A 17,323-nucleotide genomic window follows, 5' to 3' on the forward strand; every position below is an offset into this window, starting at 1 on the left:
CGGTTCGGGGCCGGCCGGCCAGTCAGCGGGCGAACGCCGGGATGACTTCGTTCGCCCAGGCGTGCAGGGCGTCCCAGTCGACCGGCGGGCGGATGGCGATGTTGACGCGCGCCGCGCCGGCGTCCCGATAGCGGCCGACGAGGTCGACGGCCTGCCGGGGAAGGCCGGTCACGACGCCGCGGCTGCGCATGGCGTCGGCGGCCGGGCCCCAGGTGGCGCGGAACTGCTCCTCGGCCCGGGGGAGGCTGGCGGCATCGGCCGCCATGTGGAACGAGAGATTGACGGTCCGTTCGATCGAGCCGGGGTCGCGGCCTTCGGTCTCGCACCAGCGGTCGAGCACGGAGGAGAGCCGGGCGAACTCCTCAGGCGAGGTGTAGGGCGTGTTCCAGCCGTCGGCGTGGCGGGCGGCGATGCGCAGGGTCCGCTTTTCGCCGTTGCCGCCGACCCAGATGCGGGGGCGCGGCTGGATCGGCTTCGGGTTGCAGGCGGAGTTTTCGAGCCGGTAGTAGCGGCCTGCGAAATCGGAGCGGTCGCGGGTGGTGAGCAGGCGGACCACCTGGATGCCTTCTTCAAGCATGTCGAGCCGCTCCTTGATTGGCGGGAACGGGATGCCGTAGGCGCGGTACTCGGGCTCGTGCCAGCCGGCGCCGAGGCCGATTTCGAGCCGGCCGCCGCTCAGGTGGTCGATGGTGCAGAGCGCGTTCGCGAGGACTGCCGGGTGGCGATAGCCCATGCCGAGGACCAGTACGCCGACGCGGACGTTCGACGTCTCGCAGGCCATCGCGGCCATGCAGGTCGTGGCTTCGAAGCAGGAGCCGTTGCCGTCGACCGGCGGGGCTTCGTAGAAGTGGTCCCAGAAGTCGACCCAGTCGAAGCCGGCCGTATCGGCCCAGCGCCAGAGCCGGCGGAGCTCTTCCATCGAGATGTTCTGCTGGCCGATGTGCAGGCCGAAGTTCATGCGGCACCCCCTGAAGTGGGGCCGATTCTACGGGCCGGCTTCGAACCAGGCGCGGACGCGGTGGCGCTGGAGTTTGCCGCTCGCGGTGCGCGGGAGCTTGCCGGCCTCGAGCCAGCGGCGCGGGAGCTTGTAGCCGGCCAGCCGGCCGCGCAGCCACGCTTCGAGGTCGCCCCAGCCGGCGGAGGCGCCGGGCTCGAAGACGACCGCGGCTCCGACGACCTGGCCCCAGCGGTCGTCCGGCAGGCCGACGACCGCGGCCTCGCGAACGGCGGGGTGCGCTTCGAGCGCGGCCTCCACCTCGGCGGGGTAGACATTCTCGCCGCCGGAGACGACGAGGTCGTCGCGGCGGTCGAGCACGTAGAGGAAGCCTTCGGCGTCGAGGCGGCCGATGTCGCCGGTGCGCAGCCAGCCGCCCTGGAGCGCGCGGGCGGTCGCTTCCGGGTCATCGAAGTAGCCGGCGAAGACGGTCGGCCCCGCGACGAGGATTTCGCCCGGTTCGCCGGGTGGCGCGTCGACGGCCACGCGGATGGAGAAGAGAGGCTTGCCCGCGGAGCCGAGGTGCTCCAGGGCGTCGGCGGGGGAGAGGGTCGTGACCTGGCTGGTCGCTTCGGTCAGACCGTACGTCTGGAGCACGGGCAGGCCGCGGGCTGCGGCCCGTTCGAGGAGCCCGCGGGAGACGGGGCCGCCGCCGACCRGGACCGCCCGGGTCGAGGGCGGGAACGGGTCGGGGTCGGCTTCGAGCATCCGGGCGAGCATCGTCGGCACGACGGAGAGGAGGCTGATGCGCTCGCGGCGCAGGGCGCGGTTCACGGCGGCGGGATCGAAGCCCGGGTGGATGACGATGGTCGTGCCCTGGATGAGGGAGCGCGTGGCGATGGAGAGGCCGCCGACGTGGCAGAGCGGCATGCAGGCGAGCCAGCGGTCGGCAGGGTCGACGCCGATGTTGAAGGCCGACGCGGCAGCGCTCGCGAAGAAGTTCTCGAAGGTGAGGCGTGCGGCCTTTGGGCGGCCCGTGGTGCCGGACGTGAACATGAGGATGAAATCGCCGGTCCAGGTCCCGGGCCAGCCGGCAGCGGGGGAGCGCGCAGCGTGCCGGCCCGCGGTTTCCAGGTCGAGGGCGCGGCTGCCTGCCTCGGCGGCGACGGCGGTCGCCGCGTCGGCGTAGGCGGCGTCGTGCAGAACAGCGCGTGCGCCGAGCCGCTGCACCTGCCAGGCGAGTTCGCCGGCGGTGAGGCGCCAGTTGAGCGGGGCCAGCCGGATTCCCGCGCGGGCGGCGCCGAAGACCGCGGCCACGAACGTGTTGGAATTCGCCGCGAGCAGCGCCGCCCGGTCGCCCGGTTCGAGGCCGGCGTCCAGCAGGAGCGCAGCAGCGGCCGATGCGCGGCGGTCGAGCTCGGAGAAGGACCAAACCTCAGCCCCAAATTCGACCGCGGGGTGCGCCGGGAGCACCGCCGCGCGGTGGGCGAGCCAGTCGAACGCCGCGGGCAGACCGCCGGCGCTCACCGGGACGGCTCCCTGGCTGCGGCGAGCCGGGGAACGACCCCCGCCGCGGGGAGCTCAATGGCGCCGGCGGCTGGCTTCGGCACGCCTTCGACCGGGTCGCCGACGACGGCGAGGGCCGTCGCGAGCCCGTGCGCCGTGCCCGGGGAGCCGAACGCCGCAGCGAATTCGAGCACGGCCGCGAACCCGGCCGCCGACTCGAACGCGCCGGTGACGATGACCTCGATGCCGGACGCTCGGGCAGCGCGCGCGAGGCGGGCGGCATACGCGAGGCCCAGCTGCGACGGCTTGAGCACGATGGCATCGCAGGTTTCCGGAGCGACCAGGTCAGCGGCGCCGGGGTCAGCGAGGGACTCGTCGAGGGCGATGCGCAGCCCTGTGCGGGCGCGCAGCTCCGCGAGACGGCCCGGCGCCGCGGCCTCTCCAGGCGCAACCGGCTGCTCGACGAGCTCGACGCCTGCCTCCCGCAGGGCAGGGGCCAGGGCGAGGAACTCGCCGCCGGTCCAGGCGCCGTTGGCGTCGAGCCGGAGCCGGACGCCGTGGCCGAGCCGTCCCCGGAGGGCGCGGAGCAGCGCGAGGTCGCGCGCCCGGCCGAGCCCGACCTTCACTTTCAGGACGGCGTAGCCCCCGGCGGCGGCCCGCTGGGCCTGCTCGAGCGCTGCGCTGACGTCGGCAGCGTCGACCAGCGCGTTCACGGACAGCGCGGCCGGGCGCGGCGCGCCCGGTTCGAGGAGCGCGGCGAGGGTGAGGCCGCGGTGGGCGGCCGCGAGGAATCCGACGGCGCTCTCGAGGGCGAACGCGGCGGCGCCGGGCAGCGGGCTGGGGACTTCCGCATGCCGTTCGAAAAGGTCCGCAGGCGCGGCACCCGGGAGCGCCTGCGCGGCCTCGCGGAGGGCGGCAACCGCCGCCTCGAACGGGGCGCCGGGTGCGGGCAGCGGGCAGCAATCGCCGAGCGCCGAGCGCCCGTCCGCGTCCGTGAGCTCGAGGAGCACGCCCTCCCGGGTCGTGAAGCTGCCGCGGGCGTCGGTGTGCGGCGCGGCGAGCTGCAGCCGGTACGGCACGAGCCGGGCAGCAGCGATGGGCGTCACGGCCTGCGGGGGAACTTCGCGAAATCGGAGTAGGCGGGCTCGCGCTTTTCGAGGAACGCGTTGCGGCCCTCTTTCGCCTCGTCGGTCATGTAGAAGAGCATGTTCGCGTTGTGGGCGAGCTCGGTGATGCCGGCCATGCCGTCGAGCTCGGCATTGAAGGCCGACTTGAGCATGCGGATGGCGAGCGGGCTCATCTTCAGGATCTGCTTCGCCCAGCGGACACCTTCGGCCTCGAGCTCGTCGAGGGGGACGACGGCGTTGACGAGCCCCATGTCGAGCGCTTCGCGGGCGTCGTACTGGCGGCAGAGGTACCAGATTTCGCGGGCCTTCTTCTGGCCGACGTTGCGGGCGAGCTGGATGGCGCCGAAGCCGCCGTCGAAGCTGCCGACCTTCGGGCCGGTCTGGCCGAAGCGAGCGTTTTCGGCGGCGATGGTGAGGTCGCAGATGACGTGGAGAACGTGGCCACCGCCGATGGCCCAGCCGGCGACGAGCGCGATGACCGGCTTCGGGATGGAGCGGATGAGCTTGTGGAGGTCGGTGACGTTGAGGCGCGGGACGTTGTCTTCGCCGACGTAGCCGCCGTGGCCGCGGACGCGCTGGTCGCCGCCGGAGCAGAAGGCGCGGCCGCCTTCGCCGGTGAAGAGGATGACGCCGACCTCCGGGTCTTCGCGCGCGCGGGAGAAGGCATCGATGAGTTCGAACGTCGTCTTCGGCCGGAAGGCGTTGTGGACTTCGGGCCGGTTGATGCTGATACGGGCGATGCCCTCGGCGCGCTGGAAGATGATGTCGTCGTACTCGTGGACGGTCTGCCAGTCGATTGCAGTCACAGGTGGGCCTCCAGTGGGAGATGGGCGGATTCGGCGAGGAAGCGGGTTACCGCCGCGGCCGTTTCTGCCGGGGCTTCGAGCTGGGCAGCATGGCCGGCGCCGGGGACCGTGCCGGCCCGCGCGGCGGGCGCGAGCGCGGCCATCTCGGCCGCAGCCTGCACGTATTTTGTGTCGAGTTCGCCGGCGAGCGCGAGGAAGGGGATGCGGAGGTCCCGGAGCGCGTCGTGGAAGGGCGGCTGCGCGCCGGCGCCCATGCCGCGCAGGCTGTTGGCGAGCCCCCGCGGCCGGTTGGCGAGGCGGATTGCGCGCTGGGCTTCGCGGACCCCGGCGGGGAGCCGCGCCTGCGTCGCCCAGAGCGGGAGCGATTCCCAGTAGGCGACGAAGGCCGGGATGCCTTCCCGTTCGATGCGGTCCGCGAGGGCGTCGTCGGCGAGCCGGCGCGCCTCGCGCTCGGATTCGTCGGCGATGCCGGGCGATGCGCCGATGGTGACGAGGGCGGAGACCGCCCCCGGGTGGAGGCAGGCGACCGCAATCGCAGTGCGGCCGCCCATCGAGTAGCCGAGCCACGGCGCGCGGTCGACGCCGCAGGCGCGCACCGCCGCAACGGCGTCAGCAGCGGCGCGTTCGATGCGGTAGCAGGTGACGTCATCCGGGGCGTCGGAGTCGCCGTGGCCGACGACGTCAACCGCGACGCAGCGGAACGAGCGGCCGAGCAGCTGGCCGAACTCGCCCCACGCACGGGCGGAGCCAGTGAACCCGTGGAGCAAGACGAGGGGCGGTCCCGCGCCCCACGTTTCGACGTTGAGGCGGAACCCGGGCGCGACCTCGACACGCGTCATCGGCCGAACACCTCTGCGGCGGCGCGGCCGGCCGCCTCCCAGGCGCGGCGGTGCATGGCCACGTTTTCAGCGCGGCCGGACTTCAGTTCCAGGACCGCCGGGCCGCCCCGCTCCAGCCACGCCGCCACCTGTGCCCGGAAGCCAGGCCAGCTTTCGACGCCCGCCGCTGGCAGGTCGAAGAGTGCGGCCGCCCGGCAGGCGTCGATGCGCGGCGGTGTCGCGAACCACCGTTCGAACTGCTGCTCGTGGGCCACCTGCGGGAGGTAGTGGAAGATCCCGCCGCCGTCGTTGTTGACGACCACGACGAGGAGCGGCAGCGCGTGCTCCCGGGCCAGCCACAGCGCATTCAGGTCGTGGAGGAACGACACATCGCCGACGACGACCGCGGTCGGCCGCCCCCCGGCCGCAGCACCCGCAGCGGTCGACACGACGCCGTCGATGCCGTTTGCGCCCCGGTTCGCGGCGATGTCCAGCGGGGCTTCCCGAAGCCCAAAGAAATCATCGAGGTCGCGCACGGGCATGCTGTTGCCGGCGACGAGCGCGGCGCCGGCCGGCAAAGCGTCACGCAGTTCGAAAAAGACGCGGCCCTCGAAGGCGCCGTCTTCTTGCCGGCAGGCGCCGTCGAGCGCGGCGCGCGCCGCACGGTCGGCTTCGACCCAGGCGGCGCACCAGCCGGGCTCAATGGCGGCGCGGACGTCCTCGAGCGCCAGGGCGGCCTCTCCCGGGTCGCCGGGCAGGAGCGCGGGGACGAGGCCGTTCGGTTCCCGGAAGCCGCCGGGGAGGTCGACGAGGACCTGTGGGACGCCACCGAGCGAGGCAAGGAACTGGTTGAGCACCTTCGAGGTGGGCGCCGAACCAAACCGAAGCACGAAATCGGGAGCCGGAGGGGTCACGGCCCGCAGCCAGGCGTCGTAGGCGTCGAGCACGGGCGCGCCTTCGTCGACGCCGGCGCGGAGGCCGCTGAGGGGGTCGGCGAGCACCGGCGCATCGAGCGCGCGAGCGAGCCGGAGGAGCGGCGTGCAGGGAAGGCCGCCGGTTTCCGGCCCGGCCACGATGAGCGGACGGCGGGCACGCTCGAGCTGCAGGCGAACGTCAGCGATCGCAGCGGCGTCTGGCGGGTGGACCGGCCGGGGCAGCGTCCCCGTCGCGGGGTGCCAGCCGGCAGGATGGTCGGCGGGGGCTTCGACCAGCGGCTCTTCGAACGGGGCGTTGACCTGCACCGGGCCGGGAATGCCGGCGAGCGCCATGCTCACGGCGCGGCGGCCCGCGACCTCATACGCGGGGGCGTCGGACGGGCTCGCGGGCGCGGGAAGGTCGACCGACCAGCGGACGTGGCGGCCGAAGAGGTGGACCTGGTCGATGGTCTGGGCTGCGCCGACGTCGCGGAGCCGCGGTGGGCGGTCGGCCGTGAGGGCGATGATGGGCACGCGCGAAAGGTTTGCTTCCGCGACGGCAGGGAAGAGGTTCGCGACGGCAGTCCCGGAGGTGCAGGCGATGGGGACGGGCGTTCCTGTCGCGCGGGCTAAGCCAAGCGCAAAAAAGCCTGCCGAACGCTCGTCGATGACGAGCCGCGGACAGATGACATCCTGTTCGGCAAGGGCGAAGACGAGGGGCGTCGAGCGGCTGCCCGGCGTGACGACCGCATGCCGGACGCCGGCGCGAGCGAGCCCCGCGACGAGCGCGCGGGCCGCAGCGGTGTTGGCGCGGGCGATGCTCACCGCGTGATGACTCCCCGCAGGGCGTCGAGCTTGGATTCGATTTCGTCGAGCTCGGCCGCGGGGGTGGAATCTGCGACGATGCCGGCGCCCGCGTACAGCCGGGCTGCCGCGCCACCGAGGAGCGCCGTGCGGAGGCCGACGACGAACTCGCCGTCGCCCGCGGGGTCGGCCCAGCCGATGGGCCCGGCGTACCAGCCCCGGTCCATCTGTTCGAGGCGGCGGATGGCATCGAGCGCCGCGGGCCGCGGCCAGCCCCCGACCGCCGGGGTGGGATGGAGCCGCTCGACGACATCGAGAAGGGACGCGCCGGGTTCGAGCCGGCCGGAAATCGGCGTGTAGAGATGCTGGATGTTGGCGAGCTTCATGACCGAAGGTTCGGACGGGAACTGGAGGCCGCCGACGAGCTCGCCCGCCTCGCGCAGGATGGCCTCGACGACGAGGCGGTGCTCCCAGCGCTCCTTGCTGCTGCCGAGCAGCTCCGCTTCGAGCTGCCGGTCGAGGTCGGGGGACGCACCCCGGCGGCGGGAGCCGGCGAGCGAGACGAGTTCGACCCGGCCGGCGGCGGCTGCGGCGAGCGGCTCGGGGCTCGCGCCGAGCCACGTGCTCCCGCCCGCGCGGAAGCTGAAGACGCAGCAGGTGGGGAAGGCGGCGACCAGGCGGGCGAGGACGTCGGGGACCGTCACACCGTCGAGCGGGACGAGGCGCGAGCCGGCGAGGACGACCTTTTCGTACCGGCCTTCGCGAATCTCGCGCACCGCCTCGGCGATGGCATTCGCGAGGGAGTCGTGCGGCGCCGTATCGCCGGGCGCGGCGGATTCGTCCTCCGGCGCAGGGAAGTCACCGGCACAGGCAACGCCGGACCAGCGTTCGCCCTCGCGGATGATGGTGATGGCGGGGAGGAGCACCTGCCAGCCGCCGAAGACCTCCCAGGCCGGGTCGCGGCGCGGGGCGCCGGGGTCGAAGCTCGCACCGGCGAAGATGAGGGGCCGGACGGCGGAGGCGTCAACGTCCAGGCGCCGCAGCAGGTCCGTGACCGCATCCCGCGCGGCGGCAAAGCCTTCTCCGCGGGGGCCGGCGGCGCGGACCGCGACGCCGATCCCGAAGATCTGCAGGCCGCGGGAGGGACGCTCCCAGGTGACGGCGGCGTGTTCGCGGAGCCAGCGGTCGCCGCGCGCGCGGTACCACGCGACGGTCGCCGAAGAGAGGGGCGTCGCCATGATGCGGCCGGGCGGCGCTGCGGGACGAGTCGTCGAGGGAGCAGACATCGGCCGTTGAACTTCTTTCTGCGGGGTTCGACAACAGGCTACCGCCCGGGGCCGCTACGGGCTGTACGTGGGCTCACCCTGCCGGGCCGGTGCCGGCGCGGGCGAATTCACGGCACCGGAGCGCCCGCTCCATGTCATCGATGAACTCGAGCACCGTCCGGCGGAGGAGCACATGGTCGCCCGCGCGCTCGAGGAGCCGCCGGGCGCGGTCGATGACCGGCTTCTCGACGCGGTAGGCGGGCGCGAGGTTGCGGAAGAAGTCGGTGGCGAACTCCTTGTCCCGCTCGGCGAAGATGGCCGGGACGGCGTCGAAGAAGCGCTCGACGTACGGTTCGAGAAGGTCGCGCTGATGGTGCCAGTTGAAGCCGGACATGGCCGCGGCGGTGAGGTAGAGCGAGCCGTACCCCTCGCCGAGGAACCTGGCCCAGGCAGCCTCCTTCACCGCCGGGTCGGGTGCCGACGTCTCCGCGCGGAGGCGGGCGCGGACGCCGCGGTCAGAGGGGTCGCGCGCGGCCTCGGCGGCGAGCCGTTCAGCGGCCCCGGGCAGCCCGTGCGCGACGGCCTTCGCAGCGATGGCCCAGCGCATCTCCTGGTCGATGACGAGGCCGGGCACGTCAATCTCGCCGTCGGCGAGGCGGCAGAGGGTTTCGACGTCCCCGGGCGCGGCGGCAGCGCCGATGACGGTCCGTGCCCAGAGTTTCTGGAGGTCCCCCTGCGGGGCCTGCCGGAGGGCGGCGAGGGCGGCATCGAAGAACCGGCGGGCCTCGGGCTCGAACGCCTCATCGGGCACGTACCGGCCGAGCGCGAGGAGCGCGTTCGAGGTGATGGCTTCGAGCAGTTCCGGGTGGTGTTCGCCCGGCGCCTTCTCCCGGACGAGGGCGAGGTAGCGCAACGACGAGAGCTGCTGGTCGCGCACCATGTTCCAGAGCGAGGCCCAGAGCTGGAGGCGAAGGAGCGTGTCATCGACGCGGTCGATGTTGGCGAGGACGTACTCGAGCGAGACCGGGTCGAGGGCGACTTTGCAGTAGCCGTGGTCGCCGTAGTTGGGGAAGACGAAATCGGGCCGGGGCAGGCCGACCGCTTCGGGAAGCTCGGCGCGCGGGCCGGCGATCGATGCCGGCAGGACGGTGACGCGGAGACCGGCCTCTTCCTCGCGGGCAAGCCCGACGTCGAGGCGGTGCGGGCGAAGGTAGGGATACTCCGGGGGAGCGGACTGCTCGAGCGCGAGGGAGGCGACGCGGTCCGCTTCGACGGTCCAGCGGGCGGCGATAGTGTTGAGGGACGGGGTTTCGAGCCAGAAGCGCGCCCATTCGGCGAGCGACGTGCCGCTGCCATGCTCGACGGCTGCGAGGAAGTCGGCGAGGGTCGCATTGCCGTAGGCGTAGCGGCGGAAGTACTCCCGCATGCCTTCGCGGAAGCCCTCCAGGCCGACGGCCGCGACGAGCTGTTTCAGGACGGAGGCTCCCTTGCCGTAGGTGATGCCGTCGAAGTTGAGAAACGTCTGGTCCGTGTCCTCGACGATGCCCGCGATGGGGTGGGTGGTGACGAGCTGGTCCTGCCGGTAGGCCCAGTTCTTGATGGAGGAGGCGAAATCGAGCCAGCCGCTATCGAACTTCGTGGCCTGGTCCATGCAAAGGTAGGACATGTAGGTAGCGAAGCTCTCGTTCAGCCAGAGGTCGTTCCACCAGCGCATGGTGACCAGGTTGCCGAACCACATGTGCGCCATCTCGTGGAGGACGACCTCGGCGCGCGAACGGCGCTGGTTCGTGGTCGGCGGGTCGCGGAAGACCATGTATTCGTTGTGGGTGACACAGGCGACGTTCTCCATGGCGCCGGAGTTGAACTCGGGCACGAAGACCTGGTCGTACTTCCCGAACGGGTAGGCGACCCCGAAGAAGTCGGCGTAAAAGTCGAGGCCCTGCTTCGAAACCTCGAAAATCTCGTCGGCATCGAGGTAGCGGGCGAGCGATTTGCGGCAGAAAAGCCCGAGGTCGGTGTCGCCGTGGCGGTCGCGCACGACGTGGTAGGGGCCGGCGACGAGCGCGAAGAGGTAGGTCGAGAAGCGCTTCGTCGGCTGGAAGGCCCAGCGGCGCCGGCCATCCGGCCCGGGTTCGACCGAGGCCGGCGCGGTGTTGTGGATGAGCTCCCAGCCGGCCGGTGCCGTCACGGTGAGGCGGTAGGTGCCTTTGATATCGGGCTGGTCGAACTGCGGGAAGAGGCGGTGGCTCTCGTAAGGCTCGAAGTTGGTGTAGAGGTACTCCTCGCCGTCTTCCGGGTCGACGAACTGGTGGAAGCCGTCGCCTTCGTGGTCGTAGTCGTTTTCGTAGACGACGCGGACCGTGTTCGAAGCGGCGAGCGCATCGGCCGGGAGCCAGAGGCGGTAGCCGTTCCACGTTGGCGAATCGAGGAGCCGGCCGTTGACTTCGAGGCGCTCGATGCGGCGGCCGCGGAAGTCGAGGAAGAGGTCGCCTTCGCCGGCAAGATCGAAGCGAAGGGTCGCGTCGCCGCGGTAGGTTGGAGCGCCGGCCGCGAGGTCGAGTTCGAGCACGTAGTCGCAGGCGCGGACGCGGGCGGCGCGGGCTTCGGCTTCCTGCCGGGTCAGCACATCGCGGGGCGGTGATACGGGTTGATTTGGTGCGGGGGCGTTCGCCATCGGTGGCTCCAGCGCGGCCCGGTGCCGCTCTCGAAAAGGGTAACGAGCGTCAGGGTAGGCGATTTTCCGCGGTGGGGCACGGGAAAACGGGACGCGCTCCCGGCGGAACAGGCGCTGCGGTGACCCATTTCGTGAACCGGGGTACAATCCGGCCGACCCCAGCGCAGGTAACCGCCGCCTATGTCCCACATCCCCGCCGTCAATGCCCTGATCACCGCCATCAACTTCGACCGGTTCGCCGAGATCGAAGCGCGGCACCGGCCGGACGCGGTGTTCCAGTCGTTCCGCGGGCCGACCCTGCGCGATTCGGTGTCGATTGCGGACTGGCACCGCGAGTTCCTCCGCGACTACCAGGACTGCAACTACGCCGACCTCGAATACATCGAGGAAGGCAATGCCGTCGCGGTGCGGGCAACGATCGAGGCGAAGGGCTACGACTGGCGGCCGTTCACCCAGCGGGTCATCGAGATTTTCGAGTTCGATGGCGACGACGAGGAAGAAGTCGCCCGGCGGCGGCTGTACGCGACGCTGCGAGACATCACGCTCGATAAGCCGGCCACGGCAGCGCTGAACGACGCGCTGGGGTACCGGGGCGGGAACCCGTCGCAGACGCGGCAGGTGGTGCAGGCGTTCTACGACGCTCTCCTCGCCGGCGACCGGGACGCAGCGCTCGAGAAGCTTTCGCCGAAGGCGACCATCATCGACGGGGTCTACGGGGTGGTGACCGGGCCGGAGAACGTGCTCGGGCTGCTCGCCTCCATCCCGATGCCGGCGTTCGGCAAGCTCCGGGTGACGAACCTGATGGCGGGCGACCACATGGCGATGGTGGAGCTCGCGATCGACCCGGCGCGGCCGCGCTTCGCCGACTGGGTGCGGCTGGTCGACGGCAAAATCCAGGTCATCGAGGGGTACGCGATGCTCCGGGAGCTGGGCATCAACCCGTACGAAAACTACGCGCAGGACCGGCACCAGCGCCGCGTCATCATGCCCGCCTGACCTCATCCCCCGCCGGCGCGGGGGCGCGCTTCCGCCTCTCCTGATACTTTCCTCGAGGTGAGCCTGCCATGGCCAAGATGTACTACGACGACGACGCCGATCTGAGCCTGCTCAACGGGCGGAAGATCGCCATCATCGGGTTCGGTTCGCAGGGGCATGCGCATGCGCTCAACCTGCGCGACAGCGGCTGCGATGTCATCGTCGGGCTGTACCCGGGCTCGAAGTCGCGGGCTGCGGCTGAGGCGGCAGGCCTCCGGGTGGCGAGCGTCGAAGAAGCGGCGCGCGAGGCCGACATCATCATGATCCTCGCGCCGGACCAGGTGCAGAAGCAGATTTACCAGGCGGGCATCGAGCCGAACCTCTCCGAGGGCAAGATGCTGATGTTCGCCCACGGGTTCAACATCCACTTCCAGCAGATTCAGCCGCCGCCGTTCGTCGACGTGACGATGATCGCGCCGAAGGGGCCGGGGCACCTCGTGCGGCGGGTGTACACGGAAGGGGGCGGCGTGCCCTGCCTCGTGGCGGTGCACCAGGATGCGAGCGAGGTGGCGCTCCAGCTGGCGCTGGCATACGCGAAGGGCATCGGCGGCACCCGGGCCGGCGTGCTCGAGACGACCTTCCGCGAGGAGACGGAGACGGATCTCTTCGGCGAGCAGGTCATCCTCTGCGGCGGGCTGTCATCGCTCATCAAGGCGGCCTACGAAACGCTGGTGGAGGCCGGCTACCAGCCGGAGAGCGCGTTCTTCGAGACGATGCACGAGCTGAAGCTGATCGTGGACCTCATCTACGAGGGCGGGCTGTCGCGGATGCGGTACTCGATCAGCGATACGGCCGAGTACGGCGATTACACGCGCGGGCCGCGGATCATCACCGAACAGACGCGCGCGGAGATGAAGAAGATCCTGCGGGAGATCCAGACCGGGCAGTTCGCGAAGGAGTTCATCCTCGAGAACATGGCGGGCCGGCCGCACTTCCTCGCGACCCGGCGGCTGGAGGCCGAGCACCCGGTGGAGAAAGTGGGCGCGGAGATGCGCGCCATGATGAGCTGGCTGAACAAGCCGAAGGACTGACCCGGCGCGCAGCGCTGCGACTGCGGAGGTGCCCGGTGGAGTTCGACACGGCGACCCTCGTGGGCGCGTTCGACCGGGCCGGCATCGTCGCGTTCGCGTTTTCGGGGGTCGAAGTCGGGGCGCGGCGCAACCTGGACGTCTTCGGGCTGTTGGTGATGGGCGTCGTCACCGCGACGGGCGGCGGCGTCATGCGGGATGTCATCCTCGACCGGCTGCCGCTCATCCTCGCGCACCCGGACTACCTCGCGTGGGCCGTCGGCGGCGCGGTTGCAGCCGTCGTGCTCATCTGGCGGCGCGCGCGCTACCCCCGTTTCGTGCTGCGGGTCGCGGAGGCGGGCGGGCTGGGCGCCTTTGCAGTCGCGGGGTCGCTGACCGCGATCGGGGCCGGGCTGGGCTGGAGCGGGGCGATGCTGATGGCCATCGTGACGGCGGTCGGGGGCGGGGTCATCCGGGACGTGCTGGCGGACCGGGTGCCGGTCGTGCTCCACAGCGAGGTGAACGCGACGGCGGCGGGCCTCGGCGGGCTGGCGACGTGGGCGGTGTACGGCCAGTCGAACAGCGTGGCGGCCGTGTTCGGGCTCTCGGTGGCGGCGCTGGTGTACTCGGCGGGCGCAGCGTTCGACCTGCGGCTGCCGCGGCCGGGCGGCCGAAGCGGCGCGAAGCGGTGATGCGCGGTTCCGTTTTGGGTGGCCGGGGCGTAGGATGGAAAAGAGAACTTTCGGCGAGTTTTGCGCCGGGGTATCACCCGTGTCATCTCGTATGACCGCCCTGGAGATATCACATGCTGGCGATAACTGCGATTATCGTCGGCCTCGTGGGGTTGCTGGTTGGTGCGGGGGCGGGCGTCATGTACCGCCGCCGCGTTACCGGGACATCGCTGCAACAAGCGGAGGAACAGGCCAGCCGGATCCTCGCTGAGGCCGAGACACGACAGAAGGAGCTCCTGCTCCAGGCAAAAGAAGAGACGCTCGCGCTCCGGAATTCGCTCGAAGCGGAGATGAAGGAGCGGCGGGCGGAGATTTCGCGCATCGAGCAGCGGCTCGCGCAGAAGGAAGAGAACCTCGACCGGAAGCTCGAGACGCTGGAACGGCGGGAGCAGGCCCTGCGCGACCGCGAGGCGCAGATCGAACAGCTGCGGGCCGAAGCGGAGGAGCTGCGGCAGCGGCAGGCGACCGAGCTCGAGCGCGTGGCGAATCTCTCGGTCGAGGAAGCGCGGCAGCAGCTGCTCGCCGCCGTCGAGGTCGAAATCCGCGAAGAAGCGTCCCGCCGCGTGCGGGAGATGGAGAAGGAAGTCGAGGCGACGGCCGCGCAGCGCGCCCGGAAGATCCTCGCGACGGCCATCCAGCGGTACACCTCCGAAGTCACGGCTGAGACGACCGTTTCGGTGGTGCCGATCCCGAGCGATGACATGAAGGGCCGAATCATCGGCCGCGAGGGCCGGAACATCCGGGCGATCGAGGCAGCGACCGGGGTGGACCTGATCATCGACGACACGCCGGACGCCGTGACGGTGAGCGCGTTCGACCCGGTGCGGCGGGAGATTGCGCGGCAGGCGCTGACGATGCTCGTGCAGGACGGGCGCATCCACCCGACCCGCATCGAGGAAGCGGTGAACCGCGCGCGCCGCGACGTCGAGGCGACGATGATGGAGGCCGCGGAGGCTGCCGCGGTCGAGGCGGGCGTGCTGAACCTCCACCCGGAAGTGCTGAAGATTTTCGGCCGGCTGAAGTACCGCACGAGCTACGGCCAGAACGTGATGCGCCACTCGGTGGAAACGGCCCACATCGCGGCGATGATTGCGCAGGAGATCGGCGCCGACGTAGAGGTCGCGCGGGCCGGGGGCTTCCTGCACGACCTGGGCAAAGCGGTCGACCACGAGGTGGAGGGAACACACGCCCTGATCGGGGCCGACATCGCGCGCCGCTACAAGGTCAAAGAGGCCATCGCCCACTGCATCGAGGCGCACCACGAAGAAGTCGAACCGCGCACGGTGGAGGCCATCATCGTGATGATGGCGGACGCGATTTCGGGCGGCCGGCCGGGCGCGCGGCGGGAGTCGCTCGAGGCCTACATCAAGCGGCTGGAGACGCTCGAGAACATCGCCAAGAGCTACAAGGGCGTGGAATCGGCGTTCGCCATCCAGGCCGGGCGGGAAGTGCGCGTCATCGTCAAGCCGGAGCTAGTGGACGACCTCGAGGCGATGCGGATTGCCCGCGATGTGAGCCAGAAGATCGAGGAGACGATGGAGTACCCGGGCCAGATCAAGGTCACGGTGGTCCGGGAGACGCGCGCGACCGAGTACGCCCGGTAGCGCGGCGATGCGGCTCCTGTTCCTCGGCGACATCGTCGGCAGCGCGGGGCGCGAGGCGGTGGTCCGCGCCGTGCCCCGGCTGCGGGACGAACTGAGGCTCGATTATGTCGTGGCCAACGGCGAGAACTGCTCGGGCGGGAAGGGGCTCATCCCCCGGCACGCCGATGAGCTGTTCGCCGCAGGCGTGGACGTCATCACCGGCGGAAACCACACGTTCCAGCACCGTGAGCTGTACCCGTACCTCGAATCGACGCCGGGCATCACGCGGCCGCTGAACTACCCGCCGGGCGCTCCGGGGCGCGGCATCGCCGAGTGCGGCGACCTCGTCGTCATCAACCTGATTGGGCGGGCATTCATGCCGGCGGAGTATGACGACCCGTTCCGGGCGGTCGATGCGGCCCTCGCCGGCATGTCGGCGAACCGGTTCATCGTGGTCGACTTCCACGCCGAGGCGACGAGCGAGAAGCAGGCGATGGGCTGGCACCTCGACGGGCGGGCGACGCTCGTGGTCGGGACGCACACGCACGTGCCGACGGCAGACTGCCGGCTGCTGCGGCACGGGACCGCCTACTGCACGGATGCCGGGATGTGCGGGGCGAAGGATTCGGTGATCGGCGACGATATCCAGGCGGTGCTGAGCCGCTTCCTGACGCAGATGCCGACCCGGCTGGTCCCGGCCGAAGGCCCGGCCGTCATCAACGGCGTGCTGGTCGAGGCCGACGACCGGACGCGCCGGGCCGTGCGCATCGAGCGGGTCGACCGGGAGGTGTGCTGATGGCGGTGGGCGATTTCCACCTGCATTCGACCGCGTCGGACGGGGTGCAGACGCCGACGTGGGTGATGGAGCGGGCTGCGGCGAACGGCGTGCGCGTGCTCTCGCTGACGGACCACGACACCACGGACGGCCTGGCGGAAGCGGCAGCGGCAGCGAGCCGGCTCGGGCTGCGGCTGATCCCGGGGGTGGAGATCAGCACCGAGGTCGGGAAGGCGGACGTCCACCTGCTCGGCTTCGGCTTCGACCCTTCGGGACCGCGGCTGCAGGAGTTCTTCCGCTGGCAGCGGGAGGGCCGGCTCGCGCGGGTCGAGAAGATCGTGGGCATCCTGCGCGACCACGGGATGCCGCTCGAGACGAAGCGGGTGCTCGAGATTGCCGGCGAGGCAACGGTCGGACGGCCGCACGTGGCGCGGGCGCTCGTCGAGAAGGGATACGTGGCGAGCGTGCAGGAGGCATTCGACCTGTGGCTGGGGAACGGAAAGCCCGCGGACGTGAACCGGGAGAAGCTGGACCCGCAGGACGCCATCGCCATCATCCACGAGCACGGCGGTGTGGTGTTCGTCGCCCACCCGGTGTTCATCGGTGAGGATTATGTCGAAGTGATTCGCATGCTCCGGGGGCTGGGGGCAGACGGCATCGAGACCTACTACAAGCACTACCCGCCGGAGACGGTCGCGCAGCACGCCGCGCTGGCGCAGGAGCTGGGCATGGCCGCCTCGGGCGGGAGCGACTTCCACGGGCTGGGCAACCCGGACGACCGGGACATCGGCGACATCCCGTTCCCGGAGGAGCGGGTCCGCGAATTCGTGGACTTCATCGACGCGAACTGCGCCTGCGGCGCCATCGAGGTGTGACCATGGCCATCGACATCGAAGAAATCGAACGGATCATCCCGCACCGGTATCCCTTCCTCCTGGTCGACCGCGTCATCGAGATCGAGGAAGGTCGGCGCGGCGTCGGCATCAAGAACGTGACGGCAAACGAGTGGTTTTTCGAAGGCCATTTCCCGGGGCGAAAGATCATGCCGGGGGTGCTCATCGTGGAGGCGCTCGCCCAGGTGGCGGCGGTCACGCTGCTCCGCGGGACGGACACCGGCGGGAAGCTGCCGCTGTTCGGCGGCATCGAGCAGCTCCGCTTCCGGCGGCCGGTGGTGCCGGGGGACCAGCTCCAGCTGGAGTTCGAACTCGAGAAGATGCGGGGACCGGTCGGCAAGGGACGGGTGCGCGCGACGGTGGACGGGCAGGTCGCGGCGGAGGGCACGATTACGTTCGCGCTCGCTGACCCGGCGGGGGCCTGAGCATCACGGTGGTATACTCGAACGAG

At 71.0% G+C, this 17,323-nt stretch carries 15 protein-coding genes; 7 read left to right on the top strand and 8 right to left on the bottom strand.

Annotation, left to right across the window (positions count from 1 at the left end; genetic code table 11):
- Positions 1–22 precede the first annotated feature (22 nt).
- The 8 genes from O0235_RS14525 to pepN all read right to left on the bottom strand — a co-directional run bounded on the left by O0235_RS14525 (position 23) and on the right by pepN (position 10,800).
- Positions 23–958, bottom strand: a complete 936-nt coding sequence (locus O0235_RS14525) for a TIGR03560 family F420-dependent LLM class oxidoreductase (protein ID WP_270056487.1) — start codon at positions 956–958, stop codon at positions 23–25.
- A 27-nt stretch (positions 959–985) separates the two neighbouring features.
- On the bottom strand, positions 986–2,461 hold the full coding sequence (gene menE, locus O0235_RS14530) for an o-succinylbenzoate--CoA ligase (RefSeq protein WP_270056488.1): 1,476 nt from the start codon (positions 2,459–2,461) through the stop codon (positions 986–988).
- Entirely contained in the window at positions 2,458–3,546 is a 1,089-nt protein-coding gene (locus O0235_RS14535; protein ID WP_270056489.1) for a mandelate racemase/muconate lactonizing enzyme family protein, read from the bottom strand. The genes menE and O0235_RS14535 overlap by 4 nt, the downstream gene beginning before the upstream one ends.
- Positions 3,543–4,373, bottom strand: a complete 831-nt coding sequence (gene menB / locus O0235_RS14540; protein ID WP_373324332.1) for a 1,4-dihydroxy-2-naphthoyl-CoA synthase — start codon at positions 4,371–4,373, stop codon at positions 3,543–3,545. The genes O0235_RS14535 and menB overlap by 4 nt, the downstream gene beginning before the upstream one ends.
- Entirely contained in the window at positions 4,370–5,212 is an 843-nt protein-coding gene (gene menH, locus O0235_RS14545) for a 2-succinyl-6-hydroxy-2,4-cyclohexadiene-1-carboxylate synthase (protein WP_270056490.1), read from the bottom strand. Before menH ends, menB begins: the two co-directional genes overlap by 4 nt.
- On the bottom strand, positions 5,209–6,930 hold the full coding sequence (gene menD / locus O0235_RS14550; protein WP_270056491.1) for a 2-succinyl-5-enolpyruvyl-6-hydroxy-3-cyclohexene-1-carboxylic-acid synthase: 1,722 nt from the start codon (positions 6,928–6,930) through the stop codon (positions 5,209–5,211). The genes menH and menD overlap by 4 nt, the downstream gene beginning before the upstream one ends.
- Positions 6,927–8,195, bottom strand: a complete 1,269-nt coding sequence (locus O0235_RS14555) for an isochorismate synthase (protein WP_270056492.1) — start codon at positions 8,193–8,195, stop codon at positions 6,927–6,929. The genes menD and O0235_RS14555 overlap by 4 nt, the downstream gene beginning before the upstream one ends.
- 73 nt (positions 8,196–8,268) lie before the next feature.
- Positions 8,269–10,800, bottom strand: a complete 2,532-nt coding sequence (pepN, locus tag O0235_RS14560; protein WP_270056493.1) for an aminopeptidase N — start codon at positions 10,798–10,800, stop codon at positions 8,269–8,271.
- 228 nt (positions 10,801–11,028) lie between these two features.
- Between pepN and O0235_RS14565 the strand changes: the two genes are divergently transcribed.
- The 7 genes from O0235_RS14565 to fabZ all read left to right on the top strand — a co-directional run bounded on the left by O0235_RS14565 (position 11,029) and on the right by fabZ (position 17,297).
- Positions 11,029–11,844 carry a nuclear transport factor 2 family protein gene (locus O0235_RS14565; RefSeq protein ID WP_270056494.1) on the top strand — a complete coding sequence of 272 codons (816 nt, stop codon included), beginning with the start codon at positions 11,029–11,031 and terminating at the stop codon, positions 11,842–11,844.
- A gap of 68 nt (positions 11,845–11,912) precedes the next feature.
- The gene (ilvC, locus tag O0235_RS14570) at positions 11,913–12,914 is read left to right on the top strand and encodes a ketol-acid reductoisomerase (protein ID WP_270056495.1); all 1,002 of its coding nucleotides are present in this window, start codon (positions 11,913–11,915) and stop codon (positions 12,912–12,914) included.
- A gap of 35 nt (positions 12,915–12,949) precedes the next feature.
- Positions 12,950–13,582 (top strand): trimeric intracellular cation channel family protein, encoded by a 633-nt coding sequence (locus O0235_RS14575; protein WP_270056496.1) that lies wholly within the window; start codon positions 12,950–12,952, stop codon positions 13,580–13,582.
- 113 nt (positions 13,583–13,695) lie between these two features.
- Positions 13,696–15,225: a ribonuclease Y gene (gene rny, locus O0235_RS14580; protein ID WP_270056497.1), complete on the top strand. Its 1,530-nt coding sequence runs from the start codon at positions 13,696–13,698 to the stop codon at positions 15,223–15,225.
- A gap of 7 nt (positions 15,226–15,232) precedes the next feature.
- Positions 15,233–16,000: a TIGR00282 family metallophosphoesterase gene (locus O0235_RS14585; RefSeq protein ID WP_270056498.1), complete on the top strand. Its 768-nt coding sequence runs from the start codon at positions 15,233–15,235 to the stop codon at positions 15,998–16,000.
- Complete coding sequence (locus tag O0235_RS14590) at positions 16,000–16,854, top strand: PHP domain-containing protein (protein ID WP_270056499.1); 855 nt, start codon at positions 16,000–16,002, stop codon at positions 16,852–16,854. Before O0235_RS14585 ends, O0235_RS14590 begins: the two co-directional genes overlap by 1 nt.
- 2 nt (positions 16,855–16,856) lie before the next feature.
- Complete coding sequence (gene fabZ, locus O0235_RS14595) at positions 16,857–17,297, top strand: 3-hydroxyacyl-ACP dehydratase FabZ (RefSeq protein WP_270056500.1); 441 nt, start codon at positions 16,857–16,859, stop codon at positions 17,295–17,297.
- Positions 17,298–17,323 lie beyond the last annotated feature (26 nt).

This window comes from Tepidiforma flava, from assembly GCF_027594505.1.
In the GTDB taxonomy this organism is placed as follows: domain Bacteria; phylum Chloroflexota; class Dehalococcoidia; order Tepidiformales; family Tepidiformaceae; genus Tepidiforma; species Tepidiforma flava.